Below are 17,215 nucleotides of genomic sequence, written 5' to 3'. Positions count from 1 at the left end.
TTGCTCATATCGCCGCAATATCGCGATATTTTTAGGATTATGACACATTTGCCCCGGTTTCGTAATACTTTTTTGGAATAACCATAAAACTTTCACAATTTAAAATCTGAGTTTTCATAATATGCAAAACAGGGCAATGAAATGCTTTTTAAGCACTGCACTGCCCTTTATTATCATATCACTTATTACTTGTACTGACTCACATTGGATGCATCTACAGCTTCAAACGGAACATAGATACATTTGTGATCCTCTGTAGCATAATCGATTCCCTCGATCGTACCGCCACTTCCAAGTGCTATAGCCGCCTTTACAGCTGAAGCCCCCTGACCTGCTGCGCTCTGAAGAACTGTAAATGCCATCTCACCGGAAGAGATTGACTCGCAGCCATCTGCTGTTGCATCGACACCGCACACAGGAATCTTGGTATAATCCAGACCATATTTTTTCATTCCACTGATAACACCAAGAGCCATCGTGTCATTGTTACAAAAAACAGCATCAACGCTCTGCCCTGTCTTCATAAAGATTCCGAGCTTATATTCAGCTTCAGCGTCAGACCAGTTTGCATAATCCTTAAATACATATGTCGCATTACAGCCATTTTCTTTTAAAGTCTTGACAACTGCATTGGTTCTTCCGATTGTAGCTGAATGTCCCTGCTCTCCCTCAAAAATAATTACATTTAGGCTTGAAGGATTGCCCAGTTTTTTAAGAACATATTCAGCCTGAAGCTGTCCGGCCTGTTCCTCACTTGAACCTGCGTAAATATATTTATCGGCAGTAAGATGTTCATCCGAAGGCTGGTTATTAACATAGATGATCGGAAGATTTCCTGCTGCCACATTCATCTGAAGAGCTGTGCTGGCATCAGATGGTCTCAGGATAATTGCTGTATATCCCTTTGAAGCTGCGGTTGCTACAAGCTCTGCTTCCATCTCAACGCTTCCGCCTGTCTCAACCAGATCAACAGTCGCTCCGCTGCTGGTTGCTGCTGATGTAACCGCATCGGCCAGCTGGCCTCTGAAAGTATCAGTAACATCATTCATAATCAAAAGAATTTTTGCCTTTCCGCCACCACCAGTGCTCGCCGTGCTTCCTGAAGCAGCTCCGCAGCCTGCGATGACCGTAACCAGCAATAATCCTGTTAAAAGAACTGTAATAATCTTTTTCATCTTACAAGCCTCCTCAAATCTTGAACTTCTGAACATAAGAAGTGAGCGTGTGGCTGGTTCCTGCAAGTTCTTCAGAATTATCTGCCACATCCTGACTACTTCTGGTGATATTCTCAGCCATCTCAACCATATTCTCTGATGTAGCAAGGATCTCATCTGCACTGGCTGCCTGTTCCTCAGAAATGGCTGCTACATTGGTTGCAACATCATCAACCTTCTGCACATCTTCTATCATGTTCTCAATAAGCTTGTTGGATTCCTGAATATTGTTATAAATCTGGTCAAAAGTACCAACGGCAACGCCGATAAGTTCACTGTTTTCCTGAATGCTTGTAGCACTGGCATGGGCCTGTCCCACCGCATTCTCTATAAGTTTGTGCACCTCTTCAATGAGGTTTGCAATATTCTGAGCACTTTCTGCTGATGTCTGCGCAAGTTTACCGATCTGAGTAGCAACAACAGCAAAGCCTTTTCCTGCTTCACCTGCTCTTGCTGCTTCTATGCTGGCATTAAGGGAAAGGAGATTTGTTTCCTCAGCAATCTCACCGATCATTCCAACAATATTTGTGATCTCTTCAGAAGCTGTTCCAACCTTGTTGATAGAATTAACAAGCTCGTTGTTTGCAGCTTCGATATCCTGCATGGCTGTGCTGAGTTTCTCCATGTCCTGACGACCTTTTTTAGAAATCTCAACGGTTTCCTTCATGCTCTCATTGGCCTTGTCACTATTATCTCTTGTGTCAGAAACAATAGTTGCAAGAGTTGTTGCATTCTGCGCAATATCATTAACCGCTGTAGCAAGCTGATCAACTGTCTCATTAAGCTGCTTCATAGCTTCTGACTGAGCCTGCGAAGCATCATACATCGTCCGTGAAACCTGATCACTGCTATCAGACTCCTGTCTTAGTTTCTCTGATTCCTCACTGATACTTCTAAGCATATTTCTCATGGAAGTAACAAACTCTGTAACCTTACCTCCCATGATTCCAATCTCATCATTACTCTCAGAATTAACTTCAATTGTAAAGTCTCCCTCTGACATAGCTGTGATATTTTCTGTAATATGTCCAAGAGGAGCGATAACTCTTCTAACCACATAGAGAATTGAAACAACTATAAGAACAACTGCGATAATACCGATAATGATAAGCAGATTACTCATCTGTGTTACCGCACTTAAGATAATGCTTGTAGGAATATATGATACAAGCACCCAGTCAGTTCCTTCTATTTCCTTAAAAGCTGTCATATAAGTTGCAATCTCTTCGGTTGTATAATCGCCGGCTGAAAGCTTTTTGTATGCTCCATCAAGAAAAGCATCTGATGATGCTCCTGTTAGCTTTGTTGATACAAGGCTTGAATTTCTATGGGCAAGGATCGTGTAATCAGACTTATCCACAAGGAAAGAGCTTGCATTAGCCATTTTTACACCGGAATTAACGATGATACTGATGGCGTCAAGCGGCACATCAGCGCCAAGAACCTTCAGCTCATCACCTTCCATATCTAAAATACCTGTAGCACTGATAACTGTTGTACCGTTTGCATCAGAATGTGCCCCGCCATAAGCCATATCCACTCTTGTGATACCCTGCTTATACCATGCACTTCCAAGTACATCAGACTCGGTAGTTTCAGACTTAGACGCTTTGATAAGCTTTCCATTTGACGTTCCAATATACAGTCCGTTTGGACAACTGGAGTTATAGCCATAGAACATATCCAGCATACCTGAAAGCTCGCCCTCTGCAGGATTTTCTTTTTCTATAAAGTATTTTACTGTGCTAAAAAACTGCAGATTTTCACTAAGCCATGCCTCAATATTGTCAGCCTGGTTTGAAATAGACGACTCAAGAGTTTCATTCGCCATTTCAGTCATTCTGCTCTTTGAAAGAAGCGACGCCACAAGAACAAGCGCGATAACCATCGCCGATACAAGCGGAACGATGTAGCTAATAAGCTTAGTACTTATCTTTTTTGTTTTTTTCTTTTTTTCAGTCTTTTCACCCATTTTTCTCTCTTTCTCGCTTTCGCGGACACAAAAAAATAGCACATTACTAAATCGGTAATGCATGTTTATTATAGCATCAACCATTTAGAAATGTGCTCGATTTCGTACTAATTTATACAATTTTCAGACAGTTTACAAACTGTTTATCAATCCTTCAATTCCCTGTGATCTGTAGATTTCCTTGTAATACTGCACTTCATCCTTGATTATTGAGTCAATCTGTTTCATACCAAGAAGCTCAACAGGTGCCTTGTCATCAGTCATGATATTCTCACCCGCTTCATATTCTGTCGCAGTCAAAAGAGCTCTCTCCATCATGGCCGCCAGTTTTTCATTTTCCTCTTTTGCCGCATTGCTCTCAAGATTAGTAAGAAACTCATCTGACTCTGTGGCAAACAGCTCTTTATTGGTTGCCCCTGGAACATCAACTACTACAACGTTCTTAAACACTGATGAAATGGTGTCCGCCAGATACGTGTTGATCGTAGCCTGCTGGCTTCCACTCTGGGACTCATCACTGTACATGTTCATGTTGACCACCATAACACCACCGGGTGCCAAATGCTCTTTTACCAGGGAAAAGAACTCCACAGAAGACATCTGAAATGGAATAGTAATATCCTGATATGCGTCAACCATGATAACATCATACTGGTCACTTACTGCTGCCAGATAGGCTCTTCCATCATAGGTTGTAACTGAAGTAGTATCAGGAAGTTCAAAATACTTATGGGCTAAATCTGTAATCTTATCATCAATCTCAACACCGGTGACATTCACATTATCAAAATATCTGCTAAGCTGTGTCGCGTATGTGCCTGACCCCATTCCAAGGATAAGTACATCCACATCCTCACCATTTTCCGCCTTGTCTTTTACTCCGCACATGTAAGGAGCTGCCATGGCATAGTCATAATACATACCGGTCAGCGCCCCTTCTTTTACCAGAACCGACTGAACTCCAAAGAGAACGTTTGTGGAAAGGATTACAGAATTTGGTGTTTCTTTTACCTGAAGATAGTTGTATACGGACTCGCCTTCATAGGTAAGGCCACTCTCCCAGAAAGCGAAGCTTGTGCTGTGTCCAAAGACGCAACATATATCAAAGATCAGTATCCCCGCTATTACTTTACTTAGATTTTTTTTTTGAGTTTTTTCTTCCGCCTCATCCGGACTTAGAAAATAGCAAACGCAAAGTGCTACCAGGATACCTGCGAAAATAAGGAATGTAACTGAAGTTCCGACTGCAGGAATAGTTATAAATGTAGGAGCAAAAGTACCGATAATGCTTCCTACTGTATTAAATGCACCGAGAGTTCCGATAATCCTTCCGTTATCCTCAAGGGAATCTGTTGTATATTTCGCAAGGCTCGGTGTAACAGTTCCAAGCAAAAACAAAGGATAAACAAACACGATCATACACGCCGCAAAGGCTGCGATCACGAGGAAATTCGAGTTAACAGTAAATACCAAAATTGCTGAAATTCCAAGTATTATGTACTTTCCAACAACCGGGATCAGCGCTATCCAAAGTGCTGCGATAAGAACCCTTCCATAGAGTTTTCCGGGATCCTTGTCCTTATCGGCTTTTCGGCCACCGTAGATATTACCAAGCGCCATGGCAATCATGATCGTTCCGATTATTATAGTCCACACAATCTGTGATGAACTAAAATATGGGGCCAGGAGCCTGCTTGCACCAAGCTCTACCGCCATTACAGACATTCCTGAAAAGAACTCTGTTAAATAAAGAAATAACTTATTTTTTAATATTTTCTTATGTCTCATCTACTCACCCAACACTTCTCATTTTTATATTGCCGGTATCAGTCGTTAAATTTCTTAAGCTCTGACGCGGCAAGAGGAATAGCCAGTCCAAAAGAAAGCACATCGGCACAGGACTGCGCCATCTCAACTCCAAGAATACCCAATAATGGAGGTAATATCAATATCATTGGTATAAAGAAAAGGCCATTTCTTGAGGATGCCATTATGGAAGCTTTGACACCTTTTCCAATAGACTGAAGCATCATGTTGCTGATAACGATTGTTCCTGAAAGCGGAAGCGTGCAGGCCTGAAATCTGAGTGCTGCCACACCAACCTCCATTGCCATCGGATTTTTGGAGAAAAGAGTTATTATATCCGGAGCAAAAATAAAGCATACAACGCCTATTCCAACGAGAAATACTGTTGAATACTTCACGCAGAAAATGAATCCCTCTTTTACCCTCTTTGTAAGGCCTGCGCCATAGTTAAATGAACAGACGGGCTGATATCCCTGACCAAATCCGATAAGAGCAGAAGCCATCATCATCATGACTCTTCCCGCAACAGACATTCCTGCGATTGCAGCGTCTGAGCCAATAGCTCCTGCAGTTCTGTTGAGGATAAGAGTGGCAATAGCTGCCATCCCCTGTCTGAATAAAGAAGGGGCACCGCCATTTACGATTTCTTTTAAGTAATAACCATTGATATGGACATTTTTCAGGCTGAGTTTAATATTCTCACCCTTGCTTGTTCCAATTAAAAGAACAATAAAGCTGGTGATCTGTCCCATTACTGTAGCGATTGCAGCACCTCTGACCTGCATGTGGAAGACAAGGATAAGAAGCGGATCAAGAACAATATTCATGACAGCGCCGCACATAAGTCCGATCATGGCATATACTGCACTTCCCTGGAATCGCAGCTGATTGTTGATAACAAACTGCGCCATCATAAATGGGGCTCCAAACAGGATTATCCTCATGTAATCCATGGTAAACTGCATGGTTGTGCTCGTGGCACCAAGAAACTGTGCAATCTCTTCTACGTAGATATTTCCTACTATTGCAAAGATAACTCCAAGAATCAGCGACAGTGCAAATCCGGTGGATGCCATCTCATTGGCCTCTTTGTGATTGCCAGCCCCAAGCATTCTGGAAAGGAAATTGCCTGAGCCGTGACCACAGAAAAATCCTGTTGCCTGAATAAGCGCCATCACTGTAAATACAAGTCCTACGGATGCCGTTGCTGCGGTATTGACCACAGGATCAGATGACACCCTTGCTACAAAAAATGTATCTGCTGTGTTATAAATAGCCGTTACCAGCATGCTTATTATAGTCGGCACAGACAGCGACAGAATAAGTTTTGGTACCGGTGTTGTTGTTAAATATTCTCTTCTGTTTTGTGTTGCCATTAAGTATATAACCTATTTTCTTCTTAATATTTTATTGCTGCTCTTTCAGCTCATCGAACTTCGCCTTCATAGTAGGATTGTTCCTTGTAAGCTTTTTTACGCTGACATCATCCACCTTACTGTTGGCAATCCTAAGCTGATTGTCGCTTCCAAGAAGTTCTTTTTTCACCTTTTCAAGGTGCTGGATAGTCTTATCGATTTCTTCTATAGCAGTATCAAAATGCTTGTGGGCAAGATTGTAATTCTTGCTAAAGTCATCCTTAAACTTCATGAGAGAATCTTCAAAATTGGAGATATCAATATCCTGATTGCGGACTGCTGCCAGCTCCTGCTTGTATGAAAGCGCACCAAGAGCGGCATTCCTTAAAAGCGTGATCATTGGAATGAAGCACTGTGGCCTTACAACGTACATCTTGTCATACTTGTAAGAAACATCAACTATTCCTGCATTATACAACTCACTATCGCTTTCGAGAAGAGATACCAAAACCGCATATTCGCAGTTTTTCTCTTTTCTGTCCTTATCAAGCTCCTTAAAGAAATCCTCGTTTTTATGCTTGGTAGCAGTTTCATCCATCTCATTCTTCATCTCGAACATGATGGATATGATCTCAACACCGTTCTCGTCAGTTTCTCTGTAGATATAATCGCCCTTGCTCCCGGTTCTTGCATCATTATCTTTTTCAAAATATGCATTCTTAAAAGCTGTGGCCCTGAGCTGATTAAACTGTATCTCACAGTGCTGCTCAAGGGTCTCACCAACCATCTTTGTGGACATCTTGGTCTTTAAGTCTTTATAGAACTCTACTTCTTTTTCCTTCTGCTCAAGAAGGATCTTTCCTTTTTCTTTTTCCTGAGTAAGTGCATTTTCAAGGTCTCTTGCCTTCTCATTGAATGAGCTTTCAAGTTCATGCTTCTCATCCTCGACCTTTTTTACCGCTTCCAAAACTGCAAGCCTGGTCTTATCTGAAGTGCTTTCTATCTCAAGCTGAAGCTTACTGTTCTTCTCCTGAGCTTCGCGGAGCTTGTCTTTTAACTGCTCAATTTCTGCAGCCTTCTCCTCTTTTAATTCATTTATTTTTTGGTTCTGCTCTTCAAGCTCTTTATACTGTTTCGTTTTTAACTCTTCGATGATCTTGATCTGATTTTCAATCTCTTTCTCATACTGCTGCTTGGTCTTAAGAGTGATCTTGTCCTCCTGCGCAGCCATCTCCAGAGCATGCTTCTCCTGGAGGTGTTTCTCAAGCTCACTTGTGCGCCTATCCAGGTCTTTTTCAAACTCTTTATCCCTTATCTGCTGAACGATCGAACTGAGCTCTGTATCATCAACCGTAAACGCCTGCCCGCAATGTGGGCACTTAAGTTCTGCCATATCCCTAACCTCCATCAAATCCATCAAATCCTTTACATATTATAGCGAATATTTGTTCGAACATTTGTTCTTGTATTAAAAAACTCCACATGCTATTATTACATGTGGAGCGGTAGCCTCGCATATGCGAGGAGGTGATGCCAATGGTGAGCTTTGCAGATATGTTTACTTACACCTTAGTTTTACTTGCACTTGCAACACTCATTGTATCAATAAAGAAGTAACCGCCCTGTTCTTGGCCGGACTAGCGGTTATAACTTTGTAACTACAGTTCATATCAAGCGGGGTTGCCGCTTCTTTATTTAGATTATATCAGACATGGTTTGCTTCGCAACATCTTTTTTACAATTCTTCTACTATGCATTCCCTTGTATTCATGCTTCGCGGCACAACATGGACACCTGAATATGTACACTTCGGTGCGTGCCTGATAAACAGGCCGTATGCCGGCACATCGCCCATAGCGCTGTTCTCAGGATAATCAGTGACATTCTCATGTATTTCAGGTAAAAGATTTATCTCTTCCTTGTCGTCTCTGTATGTCACATCAAATCCGCTTATCATGATCTCTCCAAGATCTTTTCCTTGGCCATCCTCCATCCTATATCCCGTCACAATTGATGGCACCTCAGCATTTACAGCCTTGATATTCTCAATAACCACGCCGTCTATAGAACCGCCCAAAAAGCGTTTCATCTCATCCTCTGCATCAGCATATCCAAACTTATTCCTCTTGCAAAGGCAGATAAAAAGCGGACAGGCAACGTTGTCCATGGTGATATTGCGAACAGTAACATTTTTTACATTGCTTCCATCAGCAGTCTCAATGGCAATACCGGAGCACGTTCCCGGATAAATATCTAAAAAGAAATGACAATTCTCGCATGTCACATTTTCAATGTCATAGTAAGTCTCTGTTCCAATCTTAAAAGCATTGGCAACGCTAAGAACCGTGCAGTCTGAAAAGCGTACATTCTTCGTGCCACGCATCTTTCCTTCGGAAGCCACATTTAATCCGTCGTGGTCGTGGACCCTTGGAGCCTTAACGCACAGTCCGTCATCTGCAGTAGAAATAAAGCAATGTTTGACCTCAACTTCTTCACTGCCCATAACATCAATACCATCAGTGTTTGCTACGTGGCGGTTTCCGTTGATTACTACATTTGAAACCTTCACATTGTCGCACCCATCAATGCACAGATTCCAGTCCATGGAATCCTCCAGGATGACATTCTCAATGATCACATTCTTACAACCATTAGCCCACAGCATGTACATAGGTCTCTTGATCTTTGGCTGACCATTTCCATATTTATCTTCAGCGTAGCGGATGCGGCTTCTGATCGCATATCTCATAGTATCCACAGGATATCCCATTGGATCATAAAGAAATGGTGGCTGTTTGATTTTTTCAAGAGGTGTCAAAAGAGGCTTCTTAAGAGGCAGATAAACAAAGTATTCTCCGCTGCCATAAATCCTTCCACCACCTGTAACGCGGACATTCTCCGCATTATCAAGGATCACAAACGCATCTACAAAATTGTCATGGTCTTTTGATGCAACCAAAGCACTATCCCCGGTTATCCACAAAGTAGTATTGTCATAGATCTTAACAGTACCTGAAATGTACCATCCGCCATCAACAAGCACTACTCCGCCGCCTGAGCTTTTTGCCGCATCAGCAGCTTTTTGAACAGCTTCCGTATTTACTGTCATTCCATCAGCAACTGCTCCGAAGTCTCTTATATCAAATACCTTCGACATGTTCTTATCCGGAAGCCCCTGCTGCCTAATATACTGCCCATAAGGAATTCCTTTATAATAATCACCCTCATAGATCACACCATTATCAGGCATTGTCGCCCTGTCTATCTGCATACCCGTTTTTCCTCCGCGATTTTTCTAGTATTTTATGATGACTTTGATCCCCTGTCATCATTATATTACATACTGCGTCTTGTCTACTCCTTTTTCATACTTCAGAAATTCAGTTCCGGAAACAAAAAGTTTTCCACAATTCTTGTCATAATAAGGGGCAAAAGAAACAGCTTTATTTCTGAAATTCTCAAAAGATCCATCATCTGTTTTACTTCCACATATAACAACATATGCAGAATCCCTTGAAGCTACTCTAAGCTCACTATCAAATATCATATCTGAGTATTTATAAGGCTTATGGCTGCACCAGATTGCCAAATAGCCATCTGCCTTTCTAAGAAACAGCCATGAACTATTGCCCTCGCCATTTGACTTCCCGGCAGCATTTTCAGTACCAAATGGCAACGCACCGATCACACTTCTGATATCTTCAAATTCGCAGACCTCATCAAATCTCTTTTCAGGCAGATATATATGCACAAAGCCCACAGGGTGCTCATCCGGAATCTTATAAATTCCCCCAAGTACATTGCCCTGTTGTCTAAGGGCAGGCATTACACCATTTCCAAACCAATAGCCCGGTCTCATATCTGACTCTTCATTTGATACTCCCGGATGGTTGATAAAAATAACCGCCTCTGGTGAAAGCGCTGCGTACCACATATGCTGCTGATATCCATATGTACCCGGTTCAAAATATGAAGTACCATGGAAGCTTTCGTTTAGAGACTTTGTGTATATATGCTCTGTTGCATCCCCAGCATCCATCTCATCCGATAGTGCCTTAAGCCTTACGTTTTCCCATCTTCTCTTCCCAAGACTGCAAGGCGACTGTACACTTGTAAGACAGTAATCCGCAGTCTTCTTTAAAACAATTTCCGCATTGCCTGTCTCGTACTTTTCATCTTGCTCACTTCTCATATAACCCACAAGCTCATCAGGAAATCTGTACTTACTTCCATGCATAAACGCACCCCAGCCCTCGCCGTAGGCACCCGGTGCAGTCTTATCAAACATCCTTATAGTTTCCTGTATTCCTTGGGCAAAAGGATAGATATTGCCTCTGTACACTCTTCCCATTGGAGCGATCATACATCCCTTAAAGCAGTGCTTTGCCACATGAATGAACATGTCATCCAAAATTTTCACTACCCTCTTAGATGTATTCTCATCAGTAAAATCAACAACATTTAATAAAACGGCAAAAGTAACATTTAAATATACAGAGCTCAAAAACTCCTCAAATCCGTACTCCTCAACGTCTTTGATCCAGGCTTCCAGATTCTTTTTACCAAATTCAAAAAGCTGCCTTCCATTCATTTCAGCCAGTTCAAAATACTCATCGGGGTACATTCTTCCTGCTTCATAGGCGCACATGTAAAACATCAGCGAGTGATTCTCACTCCAAAAGCACATGGCATCAGAGCCCTTCATGCTCATCCAGTACCTAAAACCAAGAATCACTTCTTTTACCCTGGCCATCAGTTCTTCATCAAAAAGATCCCCATGAAGGTGAAGAAGTCTAAATAAGCCGCAAAGCTCAAAATCAGCACAGTCCACTCTCTGCTCAATAAGATCAAGAGTATTAAAAAGAAGCTTTCTATCAGCGCCGTCCGTTCCAAGATCTGAAACTCCAAGTTCCAGTCTTGCAAGGATATTGGGCATTGAGAATCCAAACTCACCTCTGTTATTACTTGTAATCTCAGCTGTTGCCCTAAACACATCCCTGTCATATTCAGGCTTTCTCTTATCTGCATCTTCAAAAGTTCTCTCAAGCTTAAACTCAGAAATCTCTACACCAACCTTAACTACAGCAGATTTAAATTTCCCAACTGGCACTTTTTCATCTATATGCTTTGCGCACACATCATAATCAGGGCTCTCCAAAGCCTCCATCATGTAGGCCCCCTCAGGTTCTCTAATATCTGACACGATTTCAGATGCCTCAATCTTGATACTGTCTAGATACTTCCAGGCATCATATAATCTTTTTTGCTCACCCCCTTCAAAAAGAGCTACATGTATACTGCTCTTATTTTCTGATAAAATCTGTATTCCTAAAATATTTCTGCTGTCTCTTGCACCAAGATTGCTGCACACAGCATAAATACTGTTTTTCCCTTTTCGGAGTTTTAATTCCACATCAACATATTCAATTGGCTTGTATACAGCTCTGTCAGTGCCGCCCACCTTTTTACCATTGCAAAAAAGAGACGCCTTCATGTATGTCCAGAGCCTTGCCTTTATGCACATTTCCTCGTCCGCATAAAGATATGTCTGCGCCGCCAAGGATACCGTTTTCAGGGTAGAATAAAAAGCAGATACGTCAATCATATCTGCTTTGCAAGGCGCATACACTCTCCATGCTGCGCCCTTTATTCTATCTATACCACAATCATCAGAGGAAAACTCTCCTCTCAAAATACCCTCTAAAGTTAACTGATCTATTGCTTTTTTATCAGTATAAAAATCCTTTTCATCGGGGCCGGATATCAGGTACTGCCCGATAAATCCGCCCTCCGTAAGTTTCCACATATTTTCCATAGTAATAATTATCCCTTAACTGCTCCTGTTGTCATACCACCCATGAAGAATCTGCTAAAGCAGCAATAAACTACAAGCATTGGAACAATGGCAATTGTAGCTCCTGCGAACATTATGTTCCAGGCTGCTGTTCCGTCACCTGCGTTTTTAAGCATGTTTACACCAACAGTCAAAGGTCTCATTGAATCATTTGTCATAGTAAATACCAGAGGAAGAATGTATTCGTTCCAGCCCTGTCTGAAGGATAAAAGAGCTATTGTTGCTATTACAGGTTTTAAAAGAGGTGCAATAACGGCATAGTATGTCTTAAAAAATGTGCATCCGTCAATTGTTGCCGCCTCGTCAAGTTCTCTTGGAAGTGAGTCCACAAAGCCCTTTGCAAGGAATATGTATGTAGCCTGTCCGCCACCTGCTGAGATAAATATTACTGATAAAAGACTTGTATTCATCTTGATCTTAACTGCAAGTTCGAACAGAGGTCTAAGTGAAACAGAACCAACATTTATAAACATAAATGCGATAAAGGTTCCATAAAGTATTTTCTTAAACGGAAAATCTTTTCTTGAAAAAACATATCCGGTCATAGTAGATGTAAGAAGTGAGATCACCATTACTCCCACAGCAAGTATCACCGAATTAAGTGTATATCTGGCAAAATTCGCCTGTTCCCAGGCCTGAGTATAATTTGAAACTATAAACTTCTTTGGCAGGATATTGGATCCTCCCACTAAAAGCTCGGCATTTGCCTTAAATGATCCAAAAATAATATATATCACAGGAAAAACCATCATAATACTGAGTATCAAAATGAATATCCACGCCAATGCTCTGAGCGTTTTTGTTCCTGTAGAATAAACAGCATGTGTTTCTCTCATTTTCTCCTCCTTACTCAGTAATATGATCAAGTTTTCTTGCTATAAACAGATAGATGATTGTTACAACACCTACGATAAGTGCAGCCACAACGCTGAGCAAAGCTCCATATCCAATCTGCTGCTGAGAGCCGTTTCCAGAGCCAAAGATCACGTTGTAAATATAAAGGAACATGACCATTGATCTGTTTCCAGGTCCGCCTTTTGAGAGAACCATGATAGCCTCATAATCCTTAAATGCGCTTGTAATGGCAAGCATCAAAACAGTCTTTAATACCGGAGCAAGCATCGGAAGTGTCACATAGAAAAATGTCTGAAAAGCATTGGCTCCGTCAATCTTGGCTGACTCATAGCAGTCCTCACTAATACCGTTCATACCTGTGCTGAAATATAGCATGTAGTTACCAAGACCGCCCCATACTGCAAGGATGGTTACTGCTGCCATGATGACATTGGGACTTGTGAGCCATTTTATCGGCTGACTGATTATATGCAGATTCTGCAGATATGCATTTAATATTCCGTTCTTTGTTGCAAAAAGAAATGTGAATATCATACCGGAAATTGAAGTTGATATGATTGTTGGCATGAATATAACTCCACGGAACAAACCTGATCCACGCATCTTCATATTCAGAAGAACAGCAACAAACAATGCCAGCGGAATTATGAATATCAGTTTAAGTGCTGCATACTCGAATGTAGTGCCCACACTGCCCCAAAACTGCTTATCTGATAGCATTCTTGTAAAGTTAGCACTTCCTGTATATGTAGCAGTAAAACCATTATAGTTATAGGTTACATACCTGAATATCCATATGAAAGGATATATCGAGCATACTATCAGCATTAAAGTGGAAGGAAGCAGCATAAGAATTGGAGATATGCTGTTTGAATTGAATTTTTTCTTATTTTTTTTCCTTTTCACGCCTGACTCCTTATATTTACAAAACTATCGAAACAAAATGGGGAATCAGGCCAGTGCTCTGATTCCCCTGATAATCTTTATCTTACTCTGTTAAATACTCTGCAGTACCCATGCTTGGGTGAAGTGGATCATAATCCTTGATAACAAGTCTTGTGCATGATCCTGAAGCTACGTCTGCATCAAGAGCCTCATTGTATCTTGTGTTCAGATCTTCAATAGCCTCGTCGATATCAACATATCCCATAACCGCATTCCAAAGAACTGTTCTGTAGTTATCACCCTGAAGGTTAATTGTAGGTGGTTCAGGATATACTGATTCATATGAAAGAAGTGAGAAATCTGAAAGTCTTCCCATCTTTGACTTGTCAATCACGCTGTCCATGTATGTAGAAATAGGAAGATCATATCCGCCTTCAAAATAGCCCTTTAAGAATTCCTCAGACTGGAAGTACTGGATAACCTTCCAAGCCTCATCCTTATGCTGGCTTGTTGAAATGATTCCGTATGCCTTGTTAGGTGTTGTCTGAAGAGCACCCTTGATTTCTCCGTCAAGTGAAGGAACTTCAGCTACGCCCCACTCAAAGTCTGTGATAGGAAGCTGATTTGTAAATACACCTACTTCCTGAGAAGCATTTGACCAAAGAGTGAACTGCTGCTCTGTGAAAAGAGCTCTCATGTTATCAACACCCTGCTGATCAGGATAAGCTGCTGCAACAAGTTCCTGTCCTTTTTCAAGGAATGGCTTGTATCCGCTGAAATCAAACTTACCATTTACATAGTCGTAATAGAATACACCTGAAACCTGAGCTGACATCTCAAGAAGTCTCTCAAAAGGAGATGATGATGTGAATCCGATTCCGTAGTAATCGCCGTTTCCGTTAGCAGTGATTGTCTTTGCCATTTCTACATAATCTGTAAGATTATTAGGAATTGATGTGTATCCATTCTGCTCAAGGAGATCCTTGTTGTACTCAACTCTTACGCCTGATCTTAAGCCACTATATACAAAATAGATGTTGCCATCTTTGTAGTTCTTGCCTTCGTATGCATGTTCGTAAGGCTCGTTAACTTTCTGGAATTCTTCATCTGCATCAATATATTCATTAAGTGGAATAATGATTCCTGTATCAGCAAATGTATTGAGAGGAAGTCCGTTTGCACCAACGATGTCAGGAGCTGTTCCTCCTGTATAGGCGAGGTTTATCATGTTCTGATAATCCTCTGTTATTGTTGTGAGATTAACATAGATATTATCTGTGTTCTCTTCGTTAAACTTATCGATCATCTGGCGAACATAGTCTTCGTCGTGACGATCTTCTGACCAAACTTCAATTACAATCTTGTCGCCAGTGTCAACTGCAGCTGTGTCAGATGCTGCTTCAGTAGCTGTAGCCTGAGTTGCATCAGTTGTTGCAGCTGTATCTGCAGAGCTTCCGCAAGCTGCAAGTGACAAAGCCATAGCTGATGCTAAAACCGTACTTAAAACCTTCTTCTTCATTTTTAACCTCCGTTTTGCTATATGTAGCCTTTTGTTACCATGTATAGAGTTTACCATTGCCCCTGTGGACATAAAAAGGACACATTTGATTTTATATGTAACACTTTCTTGGGAACTGGTGTTAAAATGTTATTTATTCATCAAAATACTAATATTAAAAATGTTACAGGAGAGGAAGTATGCAAGAATCTGCAATCAGGAACGTTACTGCTATTCTTATTGACGATGAACAGTCAGTAATCGATGGATTAAAGCATATAATCGATTGGGATAGATTCAACATAAAGCTTCTGGGCACAGCAAACGATGGAATCACTGCCTTAAAGCTTCTTTTAGAGTGGCAGCCTGATTTTGCGATTGTTGATATCAATCTTCCGGGAATCAGCGGACTTGAAATAATAAAGCAGGCAAGAGAAAACAACATCAAATCCGATTTCATCATCTTAAGCGGATTCGGAGAGTTTTCTTATGCCCAGGAAGCTATAAGGCACGGAGCAAAGGCTTATCTTTTGAAGCCTGTTAACCCCGATGAGATCAACAATCATATCGGTCAGATATGCCTTGATCACGCCAAAAGCAGCCACACTCCCATGAGTAAACGCTATACACGAAAGCTCACAGATGACTATTTTAACAGGGTTATCTCCGGGAAATTCACAGATCTGAATTCCATCAATTCATTTTTAAACAGCCTCGATCTTGATATAGGGCTTGGTTCTTCATATGTCTATGTTTTTCAGTTTAGTAACGACATAGCAGAAATTGATGAACTTATAGGCGTAATAGATAATTCTCTTCAAAGCGTAAGGCACGTGACCTGGCAGGTTAGCCCTGAAAAGGTGGCCGCAGTCATCACTCCTTCCGAGGAAACGCCTTTTAATCTGGCTCTAAAATGCTCCGAAAATCTTGAAAAACACAGCTACACAGGATTTACCATCGGGATCGGCGACACCGTAAGAGAACTTACAGGAATTGCCTACTCATACGAAAGAGCTCTCACAAGCCTTAGCTACAAGATCTACGACTCCAGCAACAACATCTTTTCCTATGAGAATATCTGCACAGTGCCTCCCACATTAAGGCTTCAGGACATCGACTGCCTTCCACTTGTACAGTTCATAGTTAAAAGAGATAAAGATAATATCAAAGCCTTTTGCGAGGAGTTTTTTACCAGCTTACTGTACGTAAAAATGCCTCCTCCAAACTATGTTTACAGCATGTGTTACGCTCTTTTTGCCCAGATTCAGAAAGAGTTTTCCAATTTCATAAAAGAAGACATAAATGATATTGCAAATGGTCCCGAACTGTATAAGTGCAATACCATAGAAGCCATCAAAAAATGGCTGTCGGATACCTTCTGCGCCATGTCAGAATTTGTTGATGCCATTTATGGATATTCAGACCCTGAAGCCAACAAGACTCCTGATATCAGCAGTATTGATGACGACATAATAAAAGAGGCTGCAAAATACATTAACGAAAATATCTCTCACATGATAAAGATTGAAGATATTGCCAGAAACGCTCACCTATCTCCCTCATATTTTGCGACATACTTTAAGGAGAAAACAGGGGCAAACTTAAGGGATTATCTGCTTTACTCAAAAATGAAACACGCAGCAATGCTGATCCGTTCCCAAAAGGTAAGCATAAATGCGCTTGCAGAATCTTTGGGATACAGCGATTACCGTTCATTTTCACGAGCATTTAAAAACGTATACGGATGCACCCCATCCGATTTTCAGAACAGATAAA

11 protein-coding genes are annotated in these 17,215 nt (G+C 41.3%); 1 reads left to right on the top strand and 10 read right to left on the bottom strand.

Annotated elements, in window-relative coordinates; all coding sequences use genetic code 11:
* Window positions 1-185: 185 nt before the first annotated feature.
* From C4S54_RS03735 to C4S54_RS03690, 10 genes are all read right to left on the bottom strand, one after another.
* Complete coding sequence (locus C4S54_RS03735; RefSeq protein WP_160110670.1) at window positions 186-1,175, bottom strand: substrate-binding domain-containing protein; 990 nt, start codon at window positions 1,173-1,175, stop codon at window positions 186-188.
* 13 nt (window positions 1,176-1,188) lie between these two features.
* Window positions 1,189-3,186, bottom strand: a complete 1,998-nt coding sequence (locus tag C4S54_RS03730; RefSeq protein ID WP_103868331.1) for a methyl-accepting chemotaxis protein — start codon at window positions 3,184-3,186, stop codon at window positions 1,189-1,191.
* A gap of 132 nt (window positions 3,187-3,318) precedes the next feature.
* Entirely contained in the window at window positions 3,319-4,974 is a 1,656-nt protein-coding gene (locus C4S54_RS03725) for a spermidine synthase (protein ID WP_103868330.1), read from the bottom strand.
* A gap of 38 nt (window positions 4,975-5,012) precedes the next feature.
* The gene (locus C4S54_RS03720) at window positions 5,013-6,368 is read right to left on the bottom strand and encodes an MATE family efflux transporter (protein ID WP_103868329.1); all 1,356 of its coding nucleotides are present in this window, start codon (window positions 6,366-6,368) and stop codon (window positions 5,013-5,015) included.
* A 31-nt stretch (window positions 6,369-6,399) separates the two neighbouring features.
* Window positions 6,400-7,740 carry a DUF2130 domain-containing protein gene (locus C4S54_RS03715; RefSeq protein ID WP_103868328.1) on the bottom strand — a complete coding sequence of 447 codons (1,341 nt, stop codon included), beginning with the start codon at window positions 7,738-7,740 and terminating at the stop codon, window positions 6,400-6,402.
* 342 nt (window positions 7,741-8,082) lie between these two features.
* On the bottom strand, window positions 8,083-9,618 hold the full coding sequence (locus C4S54_RS03710; RefSeq protein WP_103868327.1) for a glycoside hydrolase family 28 protein: 1,536 nt from the start codon (window positions 9,616-9,618) through the stop codon (window positions 8,083-8,085).
* Between the two features lie 60 nt (window positions 9,619-9,678).
* Window positions 9,679-12,162: a hypothetical protein gene (locus C4S54_RS03705; protein WP_103868326.1), complete on the bottom strand. Its 2,484-nt coding sequence runs from the start codon at window positions 12,160-12,162 to the stop codon at window positions 9,679-9,681.
* Between the two features lie 8 nt (window positions 12,163-12,170).
* Entirely contained in the window at window positions 12,171-13,037 is an 867-nt protein-coding gene (locus tag C4S54_RS03700) for a carbohydrate ABC transporter permease (protein ID WP_103868325.1), read from the bottom strand.
* Between the two features lie 10 nt (window positions 13,038-13,047).
* Entirely contained in the window at window positions 13,048-13,962 is a 915-nt protein-coding gene (locus tag C4S54_RS03695) for a carbohydrate ABC transporter permease (RefSeq protein ID WP_242973732.1), read from the bottom strand.
* Between the two features lie 82 nt (window positions 13,963-14,044).
* Window positions 14,045-15,460, bottom strand: coding sequence for an ABC transporter substrate-binding protein (locus C4S54_RS03690; RefSeq protein ID WP_103868324.1), 1,416 nt, complete (start codon window positions 15,458-15,460; stop codon window positions 14,045-14,047).
* A 179-nt stretch (window positions 15,461-15,639) separates the two neighbouring features.
* On the opposite strand from C4S54_RS03690, the gene C4S54_RS03685 reads away from it, so the two are divergent.
* The gene (locus C4S54_RS03685; RefSeq protein WP_103868323.1) at window positions 15,640-17,214 is read left to right on the top strand and encodes a response regulator; all 1,575 of its coding nucleotides are present in this window, start codon (window positions 15,640-15,642) and stop codon (window positions 17,212-17,214) included.
* The last annotated feature ends 1 nt before the right edge of the window (window position 17,215 follow it).

The sequence above is a fragment of the Butyrivibrio sp. Su6 genome, assembly GCF_900108105.1.
Classification (GTDB): Bacteria; Bacillota; Clostridia; order Lachnospirales; family Lachnospiraceae; genus Butyrivibrio.
The sequence above is the reverse complement of the archived record's forward strand: the minus strand, read 5'-3'. Positions and strand labels throughout refer to the sequence as shown.